This window comes from Colwellia sp. 75C3 (assembly GCF_002836255.1).
Taxonomy (GTDB): domain Bacteria; phylum Pseudomonadota; class Gammaproteobacteria; order Enterobacterales; family Alteromonadaceae; genus Colwellia.
In genome coordinates this window covers 134,033-149,595 of the sequence record NZ_PJAU01000061.1, presented here as the reverse complement: position 1 = coordinate 149,595, position 15,563 = coordinate 134,033, and the positions used below count along the sequence as shown (strand labels likewise).

At 37.8% G+C, this 15,563-nt stretch carries 14 protein-coding genes; 12 read left to right on the top strand and 2 right to left on the bottom strand.

Going from position 1 to position 15,563, the window contains the following annotated elements:
• Window positions 1-327: 327 nt before the first annotated feature.
• The 3 genes from CXF85_RS21885 (at window position 328) to CXF85_RS21875 (ending at window position 6,172) form a co-directional block, all read left to right on the top strand.
• Window positions 328-3,180: a TonB-dependent receptor domain-containing protein gene (locus tag CXF85_RS21885; protein ID WP_101230770.1), complete on the top strand. Its 2,853-nt coding sequence runs from the start codon at window positions 328-330 to the stop codon at window positions 3,178-3,180.
• A 116-nt stretch (window positions 3,181-3,296) separates the two neighbouring features.
• Complete coding sequence (locus CXF85_RS21880; RefSeq protein WP_101230769.1) at window positions 3,297-4,544, top strand: M14 family metallopeptidase; 1,248 nt, start codon at window positions 3,297-3,299, stop codon at window positions 4,542-4,544.
• A gap of 8 nt (window positions 4,545-4,552) precedes the next feature.
• Complete coding sequence (locus CXF85_RS21875) at window positions 4,553-6,172, top strand: N-acyl-D-amino-acid deacylase family protein (RefSeq protein ID WP_101230768.1); 1,620 nt, start codon at window positions 4,553-4,555, stop codon at window positions 6,170-6,172.
• A gap of 169 nt (window positions 6,173-6,341) precedes the next feature.
• Here the strand turns inward: CXF85_RS21875 and CXF85_RS21870 are convergent, their stop codons facing one another.
• Window positions 6,342-7,280, bottom strand: coding sequence for a LysR family transcriptional regulator (locus CXF85_RS21870; RefSeq protein WP_232771301.1), 939 nt, complete (start codon window positions 7,278-7,280; stop codon window positions 6,342-6,344).
• Between the two features lie 51 nt (window positions 7,281-7,331).
• Between CXF85_RS21870 and CXF85_RS21865 the strand changes: the two genes are divergently transcribed.
• From CXF85_RS21865 to CXF85_RS23355, 8 genes are all read left to right on the top strand, one after another.
• Window positions 7,332-7,643 carry a putative quinol monooxygenase gene (locus CXF85_RS21865; RefSeq protein WP_101230767.1) on the top strand — a complete coding sequence of 104 codons (312 nt, stop codon included), beginning with the start codon at window positions 7,332-7,334 and terminating at the stop codon, window positions 7,641-7,643.
• Window positions 7,640-7,882, top strand: a complete 243-nt coding sequence (locus CXF85_RS21860; RefSeq protein ID WP_101230766.1) for a DUF2798 domain-containing protein — start codon at window positions 7,640-7,642, stop codon at window positions 7,880-7,882. Before CXF85_RS21865 ends, CXF85_RS21860 begins: the two co-directional genes overlap by 4 nt.
• A gap of 2 nt (window positions 7,883-7,884) precedes the next feature.
• On the top strand, window positions 7,885-8,259 hold the full coding sequence (locus CXF85_RS21855) for a RidA family protein (protein WP_198555734.1): 375 nt from the start codon (window positions 7,885-7,887) through the stop codon (window positions 8,257-8,259).
• Between the two features lie 375 nt (window positions 8,260-8,634).
• Window positions 8,635-9,615, top strand: a complete 981-nt coding sequence (locus tag CXF85_RS21850) for a transposase (protein WP_101230764.1) — start codon at window positions 8,635-8,637, stop codon at window positions 9,613-9,615.
• A gap of 338 nt (window positions 9,616-9,953) precedes the next feature.
• Complete coding sequence (locus CXF85_RS21845) at window positions 9,954-10,439, top strand: hypothetical protein (protein ID WP_101230763.1); 486 nt, start codon at window positions 9,954-9,956, stop codon at window positions 10,437-10,439.
• A gap of 121 nt (window positions 10,440-10,560) precedes the next feature.
• Window positions 10,561-10,959 (top strand): hypothetical protein, encoded by a 399-nt coding sequence (locus CXF85_RS21840; protein WP_101230762.1) that lies wholly within the window; start codon window positions 10,561-10,563, stop codon window positions 10,957-10,959.
• A gap of 79 nt (window positions 10,960-11,038) precedes the next feature.
• Window positions 11,039-11,710, top strand: a complete 672-nt coding sequence (locus CXF85_RS21835; RefSeq protein ID WP_157829163.1) for a cold shock domain-containing protein — start codon at window positions 11,039-11,041, stop codon at window positions 11,708-11,710.
• An 831-nt stretch (window positions 11,711-12,541) separates the two neighbouring features.
• Window positions 12,542-12,676, top strand: a complete 135-nt coding sequence (locus tag CXF85_RS23355; protein ID WP_269801214.1) for a hypothetical protein — start codon at window positions 12,542-12,544, stop codon at window positions 12,674-12,676.
• Between the two features lie 52 nt (window positions 12,677-12,728).
• Here CXF85_RS23355 and CXF85_RS21830 read toward each other — a convergent pair whose 3' ends face one another.
• Entirely contained in the window at window positions 12,729-12,944 is a 216-nt protein-coding gene (locus tag CXF85_RS21830) for a hypothetical protein (protein WP_101230760.1), read from the bottom strand.
• Between the two features lie 435 nt (window positions 12,945-13,379).
• Between CXF85_RS21830 and CXF85_RS21825 the strand changes: the two genes are divergently transcribed.
• Window positions 13,380-15,503 (top strand): CapA family protein, encoded by a 2,124-nt coding sequence (locus tag CXF85_RS21825; protein WP_101230759.1) that lies wholly within the window; start codon window positions 13,380-13,382, stop codon window positions 15,501-15,503.
• Window positions 15,504-15,563 lie beyond the last annotated feature (60 nt).

Below are 15,563 nucleotides of genomic sequence, written 5' to 3'. Positions count from 1 at the left end.
TTTCACCCATCACATGTTTGTTAAAACAGTGATGGGTGAAAACTATCTAAGCATTGTTTTTATTAGTATAATTCAATAGCTGTCATGCTCTCGTTCTTCTATATCCTTAAACTTATTTAATTAATGCTTACTTTTATTATTAAAAATAGTCTTAATATTCCTAGATAAAATCCAAGCCATAACCCTAGGTTATAGGTCAGCAATAAAGGGTCAATTGTTAAAGGTGTAATTTAAGTTCATGGTTAAGGTGAATGAAACGTAACTAAATGATCGGGTAACTAATAACCTGACAATTATAAAACAAGCTAAATTACAATGGTGGATGTCATGAAAGATAGAGCAATATTTAAGTCTAAATTATCACATTTGAGTTTATGCGTGCTAACAGCACTTACTTCTCAAGTTGTCTTTGCTGAAGATGCAGCAAATATTAAAGAAGAAGAAGTTGAACGCATTAGTGTTATAGGCTCAAATATTAAACGAGCAACTGATGTTAGTACTTTGCCAGTTACTGCGATGACAGCAACTGATATTGAAAATAGCGCGGCTATGACAGGTGATGAATTACTTCGCTCTATCCCGCAAATGGGTTCAGTTAACTTTGGTGAAGCGACCGGTTCTTCTGGTGTGAACGATGCTCGTGGTGATGTTGGCTCATTTAACTTACGTGGTCTCGGTGCTGGTAATACCTTGGTATTACTTAATGGTCGCCGCATGGTAAACCATCCTGGTACTCAATCTAAAAAAGGTGCTAATAAAGTACCGGTAAATACCGTTAACTCAAATACCTTACCTGTTTCAGGCTTACGTTCATTAGAAATATTACGTGATGGTGCTGCTGCTATTTACGGCTCAGACGCTATTGCTGGTGTGGTTAACTATGCTCTTGATAGTGAATATGTTGGTAATAAAGTAAGCCTTCGATATGGTCAATCGCAAGGTACACCACTCAATGAAACAACATTTAGTTATTTAGGTGGTGTAGAACTTAACGATGGCCTTTCAAATTTAGTTGGCTCAGTTACGATATATAACCGAAATGGCATGATGGCAACTGAACGTCCTTATTCAGCTAGTCATGACCGACGTGAATACCCTGGTTTACCTGCAGATTTTGTTGGTGATACCCAACTTGATAACCGCAGTACAGATACACCATGGGGTGAATTTAGCAATGATAGTTTAGGCAAATTTCACTTACAACCTGACACTATGTCAGGCTGTGTAGATTCGCCACTTGATGTTGAAGGCGTTTGTGCCGATAAAGGCAGTACCGGGAGAGATATTCGTTTTGACCGTGGTACCACACGTCCTTTATCTTCAGATGTTAAAAGACTTAACTTTTATACCCACTTTACCCATGAAGTTAATGACGATTTAGAACTTTTCGCCGAAGGTATTTATTACCAAGCAGAGCTTTCAAATCAATCAGAGCAAAATCATGGTGGTAGTAAACACCAATTTACTGTTGCAGCAGATGCTTTTTATAATCCTTTTGGAGAAGAAACGATTGTTCGTAAATATCGCCCTGTTGATGTTGGTCCAAGATCAGTGGTTGTTGATGATATCAGCTTTAGAACACTTGTCGGCTTAAGAGGCTATATGGGTGACTGGGAATGGGAAACTGCTGCTTTTTATAGTGAAGCAGAAACGAACGATACCAGTACACGTGTAGATGTAAATGCCTTTGAAAAAGCGGCTAACAGTACCGATGAAAGCACTGCTTATAATGTTTTTGGTGGTGGAGATGTTAACAATCCAAATTCTATCGGTAATATACCACTTGTATCCTCTGCAATCAGCGACCAGTTTATGGTTAATGCCCATGTAGATTCAAAAACTAGTTTAGCGTCTATTGACTTTAAAGCGTCGAATAGTGAGTTATTTGAAATGCCGGCAGGTGATGCTGGATTGGCAGTGGGCGTAGAGTTTCGTCGTGAAACTTACTCCAGTGATCGTGATCAGTATGTAGATGGTAGCAGACCTTTTACTGATGCTTATGGTGTGGTTAACGACAGCTCTTTATACGGTAGTAGTGCCACATCAGATGCAAGTGCTAGTCGTAATATTGGTTCAGCCTTCGCAGAGCTTATCGTGCCATTGATTGATAGTGGTGATCAATATGCTGAAGTTCAACTTGCCGCACGTTATGAAAACTTCTCTGACGCTGGTGATGCCTTAAAACCTAAAGTTGCTTTTTTCTATAAGCCAGCTAATTGGGTAAGTTTACGCGCATCTTATGCCGGTGGTTTTAAAGTTCCAGGCTTACAGCAAAGTGCTGATAACAGCAGTATGCCGCGTCGTAGTAGTAAATATGATCCGGTACTTGATGATAGCTATGCCATTATTGATAATCGCTTAGGTAACTCAGACCTTGAGTCAGAAGACAGTGTAAATACGTCTTTCGGCCTTATTATCGAGCCGACTGATACTTTAACATTCACCATAGATGCATGGAATATTGATCAAGAAAACCTGGTTTTCTTAACGCCTTATGACACTGTTATTGCTTATGATTATGTTTTACAGCAACAAGGTTCAAGTGAGCCTTCGGTAATTCGTGGTGCTGATGGCACAGTGAGTGAAGTGCGTAACAAATATCAGAATGCGTCAAAACAAGAACTATCCGGTCTTGATTTTGGCATAGTGTATGACCTTGAAACTGACTTTGGTGATTTTCAATTTAATGTTAATGCCGCGTATTTAACTAAGTATGATGTTTCTGTCGATGAAACTTCAGCCAAAGTACTTGCAGCACAACAAGACCTTGCAACATACCCGAACCTTGAAAATGTAAATGTTAAAGGTGTAGGCGATCAAATATTACAAGATGGCAGCCCTGAATGGCGCGGTAAGAGTTCACTTAACTGGAAACTTAACGGCTGGGGCGCTGGTGTAAGTGTTGATTATGTTAGTGAGTTTATTGATACCAGTACTGACGTGAAAATTGACGATGTAAAAGTATTTTTACCTATCGACAGCTTCACTACGGTTAACGTATATGGCTCTTATAGATTTGCTGAAGGAGGTCTATTAGATGGCTCTTATGTAAGAGTGGGTATTCGAAATATCGCCGATGAAGAGCCACCAGTAGCAGATAATTACTGGCATGGTTATTCAGCTGATTACCATTCAAACCGTGGTCGTTACATGTATATGAACTTAAGCAAAAACTTTTAATCCTTATCTTAAGCGATTAAAGGTAAATGATAAAAAGTAAGTAATAAAGCCTATGGCTCGGTTGGTTAATACTAATCGAGTCATATTAATTTTAAATCAACTACAATTTGAAAAATATGATAAATACAATTAAAAAATCACCATTATCGTTACCATTATCGTTACCATTATTATTCCCGTTGTTGTTCTTATTTTCCTGTTCAGCACCTCATGTTGAAGAAAAAGATAACACCTCAGTAGTTCGTGCATCTCAGCATGCGGCATTAGCGAATCAATCTTGTGCCACCGGTGCTGTTAAGCTAACAGCTAACTTTGCTGCAGGTCGTATGGATGAGTGTAAACGCGTTGCTGACAATGAATTTCAAATTGTATTGGTCGCTGAAAACAATCCAATAATAAACTCAAGTCCTTGGTACGCATTTAAAGTACAGGCTGAACAAAACACAGATATTACCATCACCATGAAAGTGCGTGGTGATGAACACCGCTATCCACCGAAAATTAGTCGTGATGGCGAAGCGTGGCAACTACAAGATTATAAATTACGCGGTAAGCGTTTAATCATGAAAATGACCGCATCGAACAAGCCGGTAATCATTGCAGCACAAGAGATCATAAATAATCAATATTATGTCGATTGGGCGACAAAATTAGCTGGCAATAATACCTTCACTCACAGTGTATTAGGTAATTCAACACAGGGCCGTCCAATTTACAAAATGGAAAGCCGTAATGATAGCGCAAAAGATTGGTTAGTTATTTTAGGTCGTCAACATCCACCAGAAGTTACCGGTGCACTAGCATTATTTCCTTTTGTGGAAACTTTGTTATCAAATAATAAGCTAAGCCAAAATTACTTAGAAAAATTTAATGTACTTGTTATCCCAAACATTAACCCAGATGGCGTGCAAGCGGGAAACTGGCGTAGTAATGCCAATGGTTTAGATTTAAACCGCGACTGGAATGACTTTTCTCAAGTTGAAACGAGAATGATAGATGATTATTTACAACAATTAGTTAAAGAAGGGCAAAAAATAAAATTTGCCGTAGATTTTCATTCGACTAAAAGTGACATCTTTTACACTATGCCGGTAGATTATGGTGTTGAACAGGCTTACTTTGTTACGCATTGGTTAGCGGACCTTGATAAACAAATGCCTAATTTCAATGTGGTAATAAGACCGGGTAATAACCCTGACTTAGGCGTTTCAAAGCAGTATTTCTCTGATAAATTTGGTGTTCATGCTATTACTTATGAAATGGGTGACAATACCGATAGAATTAAGATAAAGCGAATTGCTTATAATTCTGCAAGGTTATTAATGACTAATATGTTATCCGATGTAGATCACGATAAAGAATAGGAAAAGCGATGCGTGTATTTAATAATAAAACGATTATCTTTAAAAATATTAGCTTTAAAGAAGTCACCTTTAAAAAATCAATCAGCTTGGCGGTAAGTCTAGCACTACTGAGTGCTTGCTCGATCGAAGGCCAAAACATCAAAGTTGATAACGTCGATTTATTAATCACCAATGGCATGGTTTACACCGGTGATAATAATCAAGCACAAGCCTTAGATATCGCTATTTGTCAGCAAATTATTTGTGGCTTATATCCGACTGGTAAGCACAGCATTAACGCTGAAAAAGTTATTAATGCTAAAGGTAAAATTGTAAGCCCTGGTTTTATTGATCCACATACGCACTCGTTAGCTGAGCTGTTAAGTAAAGATAAAAATCATAACTTAAATTACCTAACCCAAGGTGTCACCACCGTTATCAATGGTAATGATGGTGGTGGGCCGGTTGATATCAACGCGATGATTGAAAAACTAAACATTCATGGTATCGGAACGAATACCGCATTTTTAGTGGGCCATGGTAGTTTAAGAGAACAAGTCATGGGTAGAGCACAGCGTTATTCTACTCCTACAGAACTCGAAGAAATGTCAGCACTATTAACTACCGCGATGGAAGCGGGAGCTATTGGCTTATCAACGGGTTTATATTATGTGCCAGGGAGTTATGCTAATACTGATGAAGTTATCACCTTAGCCAAAATTGCCAGTCACTACGGCGGTATTTATGATACCCATCTACGTGATGAGAGTACTTTCAACATAGGTTTTACCGCCGCGTTAGATGAAGCTATTAACATAGCTGATAAAGCGAATATACATCTACATTTAGCCCATATAAAGGCGTTAGGTGTTGATGTTTGGGGGCAAAGTGAACAAGCAATAGCAAAAATTATCCAAGCACAGCAAAAGGGTACTTCAATATCGGCTGACCAATACCCTTGGTTAGCATCAGGTACTAAGATGCGAAGTGCTGTAATGCCTAAGTGGGTAATGGCTGATTCAACAGCCGCTTTTCATCAACGCTTAAAACAAGCTGATTTAGCAGAAAAGTTAGCGGAAGAAATTACCGAGAATATTCGTCGCAGAGGTGGCCCTGAGTCGCTTTATATTACCGAATTTAACGATAAAAGTTTAGTGGGTTTAAATTTACTGCAGGTGTCAGCGCTGAAAAAGTTATCTGTCGTTGATACCGCTATTTCGATGGTGTTAGAAGGTGACGTGAGAGTCGCGTCTTTTAATATGTCACCAGAGGATGTTGAACGTTTTATGGTGCAACCTTGGGTGGTGACTTCCTCTGATGGCACAAACGGTCACCCGAGAAAATACGCAAGTTTCCCGCAAAAATATCAAGAATATGTAGTCGACAAGAAATTGCTTACTATGGCCGAGTTTATCAATCGAAGTTCATCTCAAACAGCTAAAATTTTGGGTCTTAATGAACGCGGTATTATAAAAGTGGGCTATAAGGCTGATGTCATTGTTTTTGATCAACAGAACTTTGCACCTAAAGCAAACTTTAGCCAATGGAATAATTACTCGGTCGGAATAGAGCAGGTGATTGTTAACGGTAAACTGGTGATAGAAAATGAACAATTTCTCGATGTATTAGCCGGAGAATTTATTCAGTAAATAGGGTGTGGTTAAGCTGTTACTCAGTGTAACAGTTAATACTACTGTTATTGACGGTCGTATAGTTTAAAACAACCGTCAATTTTATATAATGCTAACTCGATAAAGCCTATTACGCTGGTTTTAATCAACTCGTTAGTGCTGACGCTCATTGCTTCAAGTAAAACTTTCAATCTAGTATCATAGTATTTTCCAAATACTCTTGCATGTAAACTTTTAAACAGTTAGCTCTAGCACTTAACAGCTTACCACTGGACCATACTGCATAGAGATCTCGATTTGGTCCCTGCCAAGATTGTAATACTCGTACTAATGCTTTTGACTTTATTAAATGACTCACCTCGCTCATTGGTAAAAGTGAAATACCCAGATCATCACATACCAGCTGTGTCACCATATTTACATCGTTTACTAAGGCCGAAAATCTAGGGCGAAGTTCCTGCTTTTTCCCCGTCACTGTATTCAGCATGGCCCAACTTACTAATGTATTAGTTCCGATTAAACGATGCCGTTCAAGTTCCTCGAGACTTTCTAGTTCACCTTGAAGGGCTAAATATTCTGCAGTTGCAACTAACACCGTTTGCAATGACCCTAAACGCTTTTGATAAAGCATTGAGGATTCTTGCGGACCAATACGTAGTGCGATATCAGCCCCAGACGACAGCATGCTGTCCACACTATTACTTAGTATCAATTCGAGTTTGATATCAGGATAGGTTTTAATAAAACCTGACCACATCGGCTGCAGCAAACCTGTAGAGATATTAGTGGGCGCTAAAACTTTTAAAGGCCCCGCTAACATAGTTAACTCACCAGTAAGTTGCTGGTGAGTTTGCTCCAATTGTTCAACTAAACTGGCATAAGCTTGATAGAAAGATTCTCCTTCATGGGTCAGTCTGAATTGGCGCGCCGAACGGTGAATCAACTGGTGACCAATACAAGCTTCTAAGCGCTGTAAACGCCGAGTCACTGTAGCCGGAGGCAAGTTTAACTTCTTTGCCGCTGATGCTAAGCCTTGTTGTTGCACTATGTGCACAAATAGAACGATATCATCGTACATGATTTCATATTTGCAATTAATGATTGGTAAATCTAGTATATATTTCATATTCGTAAGTGTATATCTTTAGATTCCCGTAAATACATAACAGAGATAACCATGACAACATCTAAAGCCTTACCTTCGAAGAAACTATGGATCAGCGCGGGCCTAAAGGTTTCAGCCGATATACCAGCAGAAAAAGCCAAAACAGAACTGCAAGCATTGAAACAACAAACCATCAAAGAGCAAGGCTGTATTTTCTTTGACGTATTACAGCATAAAGAAGACCCCAGTTTATTTATGCTTTGGGAAGAATGGATCAACGAAGACGCTTTAAAAGAACATTTCAACCAACCCCATACCAAAACCTATTTAGCCCAATCATTGACTGAAGTTAGATACATAGAAAAACTAGAGAAACTCTCATGATCCATCGTATTTTATTCTCGCTCATCATGTCATTACAGCTGTCATTTCTAATGACAGCTTGGGTCACTTGGATAAATCTTGGCTGGTCTCCGGAATTCTATCAGCAATGGATTCATGCCTTTATTTTAGCTTGGCCTGCAGCGGCATTGATTTCATTATTCAGCGCACCAGAAATTCACAAACTTACGACCGTAATGAGCAATAAAGTTCAATCGAAAGCTGAACTAAAAGGACAATAATCATGAGAATTCAAAGAAAAAATTACAATGAATTGGGTGAAGTACTTGGTCCCTATACCCACAGTGTTATACATAACAATACCTTGTACACATCGGGACTCACAGCATTTGGTCGTTCAGCGCAAGAGCAAGGAATAGAAGCACAAACTCGGACCATTTTTGCTCAGCTCAAGCACATTTGCAAGGTTCACAAGGTCACACTTAAAAATCTGATCAAAGTAACATTATTTGTCAGTGACTTTAGTGAAATGGATTTGTTAAGAACGACACTATTTGATCTCTATGGCGATGATATCCCCGCGAGTTCTTTGATAAAAATCGATGCACTTTTTTGTGATGATCTAAAAATAGAAATTGAAGCCATCATTGCACTGTAGAAAAATTAATATCAGTATTGAACATTACCCATACGGACGAACAATAAGGTAATCCTTTTGGGTAAATGCCCCTTATTCCTGGCTGGCTTTATTTGGCCTATGTAGCTATCCATATGCAAACAAGCGATAGATGGTACTTCGATGTCGGCTTATGGTTTTGGACGTCTGTAAATCTTAATGTTTGTCTTTTTAGTGTGACTATCATATATATCACTCTCAGTGAACTGTGCCTATCTCGTGATTTTTTACTTTTTGGAGCAAGCATAAACTAAGCGTAATCTAGTTCAGGAGCTTATCAGGCCACCCATAATAACTTCCTCATGTTCACGTCAATAACCTACACTTAATCTACCTTTGTTAAGTTTGGTTATTGTTATGCCGAAGCCTCGTTCACAACAAATAAGTTTATTAGACACGCCTTTTTATCACATTTGCAGTCGCACGGTGCGAAAGGCATTTTTGTGTGGGATTGATACAGAAACAGGTGTTAGTTATGAACACAGGCGAACATGGATTGAAAAACGAATATTTCAATTAGCTCAAGTGTTTGCTATCGACATTTGCGCACATGCCGTGATGCATAATCATCTACACCTTGTGTTACACGTTGATAGTGAAAAAGTTAAAAGCTGGTCAACAGCAGAGATACTTCAGCGTTGGCACCAGTTGTTTAAAGGTACATTGTTGACTCAAAAATACCAGCTTAAACAACCGCTTGATAAGTTTCAATTGGCGATGGTTGAAAGTACGGCTGACATTTATAAAAAGCGACTCATTGATATCAGTTGGTTTATGCGCTCCCTTAATGAGCCCATCGCTAGGGGAGCTAACCGAGAAGATAACTGTACAGGGCATTTTTGGGAAGGCCGATTTAAATCTCAAGCACTGCTAGATGAAGGGGCAATACTGTCGTGCATGGCGTACGTTGATTTAAACCCCGTACGGGCAGGTATTGCCGCTACACCAGAGCAGTCTCACTTCACCAGTATTCAATTACGTATAAAAGCGGCGGTAAAAGGTGAGCAACCTTCAACATTATTAGCCTTTACAGGTAATGAACACCACCAAAAAACAATGGGTATTCGCTTTAGCTTAAGAGACTACTTAACATTAGTGGATGAAACTGGGCGAGTACTTCGTGATGATAAACATGGCGCTATTAATGAAAAATCTGCCAACATTCTCGCAAGATTACACATCAGTGATGAAAGTTGGTTAAAGCTAATGTCAGATTTTGAGCGTATCTTTACGGGCGCAGTAGGAACCGCAGAGCACTTGTGTGAGTTTAGTGAACATGTAGGCTTGCAACGCACACATGGTATAGCCAATGCCCAAGCTTGTTTAAATAGCGCATAATCGAGTTTATTAATCTTAATTAGTCTAAAAATCAGGTTAAGTTTCTTTCGTGTGACGTATAAGTGCATTTAAAATCCGATGATTTTGACCATATTTTCCGTAAGTTGTTAGTAGATAGGGGGGGATTCGAAAAATACCTTTTTATTTGATGAGGACGCAACAAATAATACAAGTATCAGCGCGCCGTTATTGCTTGTAATTATCATGGGTGGCATAGTTAGTTGTTGCACATGAACATTGGAGTTTAATTTAGATTTTGTCATTCTAATTTTTAGTATTACAGAACATTTAAGGCTTTATCACTGAACTTTCAACTAACTTTAAAGGGATTAATTAAAGTGCTGCATACCTTAGAGACAAAACAACTCAAACCAGAGTTATCAACCCCCTTAAATAAACTCGTACTATTGATTTTCTTGCTTGTGATTATATATTTTGGATACGAAAGATATGAGCAGCATAAAACTGAGCAAGCAGAAGCTTCGATTTTTATTTTAAATCCCCAAGTTAATGATATTTATTTTCTAGATATGCAGCTTCTCAATGATAAATTAGAACGAAAGAGCAAATATAAATTAGCTAAGGTTATACGTGTTACTGATGATAACGTAGCTATAGTTTATGGGAGTGTTTTCTATCAATGGCAATATGCTGTAGTAAATAGCATCGAGTATGGTGAACTACATAACAGTGATTACTTTACCTTAATACCAGATTATATTTCCTTTAGTAAAATTAAAGAAATGAATAATAACGGAGCTATTTACTTAGTTAAACGACCAATGCAAAATAAAGTTTATGGCAATGTTGTTAGCCCTGAATAAAGTGCAATGTAACAAGAATTTCAAGCGGGACTGCTAACAGTTTGCTCAGTTTCGCTTCGCTACACATTTTAGCAAACTATTATCAGCCCCTTAAATGGGCGTTAGGTGAAATGGAGTTTACATGCGACTTGTATTAATATTATCGTTATTTACATCATCAGTATTAGCATCTGAATTCGATGTAGATACTTATTCTACGTCTTTGGATTTTGCTCAGGTGACAAATGTTCTAGCTACTAAAGAACCAAGCGGTAGCTGGTGTTTTGGCTCTTCAGTTCAACATGATGACCAAGGCTGGGATCATTTTTCAGATCGCTGGGAAGTTATAGATTTAGAGGGTAATCAACTTGGTTACCGAGATCTTGCTCACCCTCACGTTAATGAGCAACCATTTACACGTAGTCAGTGTGGTATTAAAATTCCCGCAAAAACCTCTAAGGTAATAGTTAGAGCCAAATGTAATAAGCATGGTTTTGGTGGTAAATCGTTTATTGTCAACCTAAACACTGCAAAGCAATAGGCGCAATTAATGGGTTTTCACCTAACAAGGGTTTTCAAGTCGGATAAATTACCTAACGAGAATGGAGTCTTTAGATAATATGAAAGGAAAAATAAGCCAGTGGAAAGATGATAAAGGTTTTGGCTTTATAACCTCAGACGACAACCAAAAAGTGTTTTTTCATGTTTCTAGTCTTACGACTAAAGGTCGAAGACCAGAGATTGGAGATGTTGTTGTATTTGTTGATAAAAAAGATGATCAAAATAGATTAAAGGCAACTAGTGTTGCCATTGAAGGCTTACCTAAAACAAGCAACAATAAAAGTCATACGCAAGTTGAGCCTAAAACTAAAAATATTTTTGATTACATCCTGATTATTGTTTTAGTAATTTCTGTAGTATTTACAGCATATATATATTTCAAATCAAGCAACATAGAAAGCTCGGTTATATTTGGTGTTCCTGCTGTTATTGCTTTCCTTTTACTAAACCGTCAAAAGAAACCAAAAAATAGTTCATTCAACTGTTCTAAGTGTAAAAAAAACGAACGATTTGGTTCGAGAAGTATTACCGCGTGGAATAGAGGCTTAACTCGTTTATATTGTAATACTTGTCATGTTCAATGGTTAAGAAGTAGACCTAGTAATAACCAAGCAGAAGTTTACTCTTCAAGTAAAAGAGGTGGTTGCTTAGGTGTATTTACTCTCATTGCCACCACAGCGACTTTGGGCGGGTATTCAGTAGTTGATTGGTTGGTGCAATCGGTAACTTAAAAAGTTGCTTAAACGGACACAAATAGTTGGCTGTGCTCGTACCTCGCTATTATAGCCAGCCACTTTTAGCCCCTTAGCAAAACGTTATATTTAAAGGACTCCTCTTGCTTAAATATCTATTTGTACTTTCATTTATATTCAGTCTTGCTTCTTGTAAATCAAAAGATGAAAAAATCAACTCAATTGAAGAGCAGATAATTGGAACTTGGGTATCAAGTGAATGCTATACATCTACTAACGCGGATAAAAATAGTGAATCACAAAAAAACAATATACATTTTCTGATGACACTGTAATTGATACTTGGAAATTTTATGTTGATTCTGATTGTCATAATTTTAATGGTTCTTCAGATCTTACTTCGCCTCTCATCAAGCATAAAGTCCTACAATCAGATACAGGTGAACATGTATTACATCTTGAGTGGATATACTCTTTTGAAGATGGGACGATTACAGTGACTAATTTGAGTGTATATGTAGAAGGGCAAAACCTCTATTTTGGCTCTATAGAAGAAAATAATACTATACAGGTAGTAATGTAGAAGCATAATATGAATATCTTTGACGTTCCCGTTGTGAACGTAATTAACAACTTAGGCTTAGGCGACACTGTCTTGAAAAACACCTAAAATCAACATCTCTATTTTAGCTCGATATTTCAGATGATTATGAAATTATTATTCAGTGAAATACATCAGTTGGGCAGTGTGGTTTTCAAAGGCAGGGGATCATTCGCGTATAAGGCATTGGACGGGAAAGTTATTGTTATATAAAAGGGTAAAGTACTAGGTAAGTCTTGATTTACTTATTTATTATGTAGCAAAGTAATTTGGCAATAATAACAGTACTTTATATCGTTGACGAAATAAGTAACATTCACCATCAATTGAAAGAGCGATTAAGTAGCAATATTTTATCCGAAGGCGTATTAAGCATTACCAATATAGAAAATATCGATTATTAACAACTACAGTAATCATTTTCACAAAGTACTATTGATCTGACCAACCATTATCTTAGTTATAACCTAATACATAGTTATAATCTGCCTCATCGGCTAAATCGAAGTATCTCATTAGCGGTGCATCTGTTTGCATCGTTTTATTCTCTGTCGCATTACTTTTATTTACTAAGCTTGTTGCGGCATTAGACGTTGAGCCAGTTACGAAACTATCGGCCTGGTTGCTATTGTCTGTTGTCATTTGTGTCTGGGTATTGTCAGTATTAGTCATTATCATCACCTTGTAAAAATCATTGTTAGTCACCTTGGATTACCATCATGTAATTTTATGTTTAAAAATGAAAAGACTTAAGTTTTACTACCCCATAAATAAAGGTTATGGCTTGATAAGCATTGTCAGTAAAGGAAAGTTTCTACGTTGAGGACAAGAAATTTTATTCAAAGCTAATTCAAAGTTAATACAAAGATAACTCAATAAATGCATTTGATTTAACTCACCTTTGACATCGAATTTTGAACTCTTAACGAAGGTAATACCTAAGGAATAGCGCCATTTCGACTAGCTTTCGTTACACTGCACCTTTAAGCTATACCCTTAGGTTATACGTGACTTATAGATAGGAATGAATATCTTCTTTTTGATTGTATATACTCGATATATAACTTATGGATAGCCTTTTTAGGGACAACAAACTTGGGTACAAATATGAGACAGTTTATAACAATAATAATTCTAATCGCTGCTATTGTTTTTCAGCTTAATGTTAGTGCAAATCAAACGGTTAATATAACCGGCAGTTTACTTGATGAATCACAACAACCCTTAAGTTATGTAAATATCACCCTGAACAATAAGTCAGTTACCAGCGATAAACAGGGGCGCTTTGTTATACCGACGAAAGTTAAAGATATTTATCAGCTTAGTTTTGTAAAGAAAGGTTATTTTAAGAGCATTCAAACCTTCAGTCATTATGAGCTTTTCTCTCAGGAAAAAGCGAATGCAACGATTGCAGATATGACCTTAGTTACCAAAAAAGCTAAACGCGTGATGTTAGCATTTGGTGGTGATGTGATGATGGATCGCCGTTATTATAAGCCTTACTTTGGTGACTCGGTACTCATTCATCCCGAGACTAGACTTAGCGACAGTAAAGCTATTGTCGAACATATAAAACCCTACATGAGCATTGCTGATTACGCCGCGGTTAATTTAGAAACGCAAATCGCCGAGACAAAACCAGGTGATCGCGCCCCGAAATCAGTTACGTTTTATTCTCGACCTGAAATACTCGACGCTTTAGTGTGGGCGGGTGTTGATTACGTCAGTTTAGGTAATAATCATACTTATGATTATCTAGAACCCGGCATGGAAGCGACCATGAAATTTCTCCAGGAAAGTCCTTTGGGTTTTTCTGGCGCTGGTATGAATGAGAGACAAGCACTACAAGCGCATCACGATACCATAAAGGGAACTGAATTCTCTATGTTAGGTTATGTCGGCTGGGAAGGAAGTTCTGATCCTACGCAAACAGCTAACCACAAACATGGCGGCGCTGCTTATGGTTCAATGACTAATATTATTAACTCGGTTCAACAAGAAGTGAATCAAGACCGAGTAACCATAGTGCAATACCATGGTAGTCAAGAATATGCGAATAGCCCAACGGGTGTTACCGAGCAACGATTAAAATCAGCCTTAGATAATGGCGCAGCATTGGCCATTGCTCATCATCCACATGTTACTCAAGGTCTAGAGCTGTATGATAACAAGCTAATAGCGTACTCAATGGGCAATTTTATTTTTGACCAAAACTTTAGCGCCACACAACACAGTTTCATTTTATATGTTTGGTTAGATGAAGGTAAATTTCATCGCGCAGAAATAGTCCCTTTATACGTTAAAGGCTATAAACCAACACCTGCAACAGGGGCTAATCGTTATACTGTGATGAAGCGCCTAACAGAGCTTTCTAAAGTGAGAAATACGCTTATCACTCAATCGGGTGGTCATGGTGTTATCAATGCTAAAACCCCATCAGTTACGGTAAAATCTGTTAACAATACTCCAGCTAAAATTAACGACGATACTGATACAGCCGTTAAACATGCGTTAACTTTTTCTCAAGGCAGCAAGATAGCGAGTTTGTATCATCTACCATGGCAGCAACAGCTTAGTGAAGTATTGATAGAAGATGAGCAAGTAAAATATCGCCTAGGTAAAAACTTAGTCAATGGCAGTGATTTTGAAAGCTTTTCAACGTTTGATAGCCCTGAACGTGGTTTGTTTTTTGATAGAAGTATCATGTCGTTAAATAATTATGGTGCGAGTGGTGATACCAGTATTGCGTTAGCACTGAATAACAAACAGTCAACGTCTTTTGGTGTAAAAAGTTTTTGGCGTGTTTATTCTGCCAGTAGACAAGTAACCATTAAAGCCAATTATCGAAGTAAAAAAGCCGTTAAATTACATTATTACTGGCAAGGAAGAAAAAAGAGACAAAAGTTATTTGATGCCTTTGAAAATAGTCCTAAAAACCTGATTAAAACGGTTGAACTAAACGGCTCAGCTAACTGGAAAAGTGTGGAAGTCGATTATAATTCTCCACGAATTGGTTATAAAAGTTATCGTGTATTGGTTGAAGCTGAAATGGTTGATGGCACTATAACTCAGTTAGATATTGATGATTTTGCCGTTATTGAATGGCACAGTGCATTTACTGATAATCCAGTACCACCCCTTTTTACCCTTGATAGTCGCCAACCTGCTTATTTGGGTTTATCTAAGGCAAGTAAAATGAATGACAGCGAGGTTATTGTGATCACTAAGTAGTCTATACACAGCAACTAAAAGCACTACTAGCCCGGCACATTACCGGGCTTTTTTATGCCT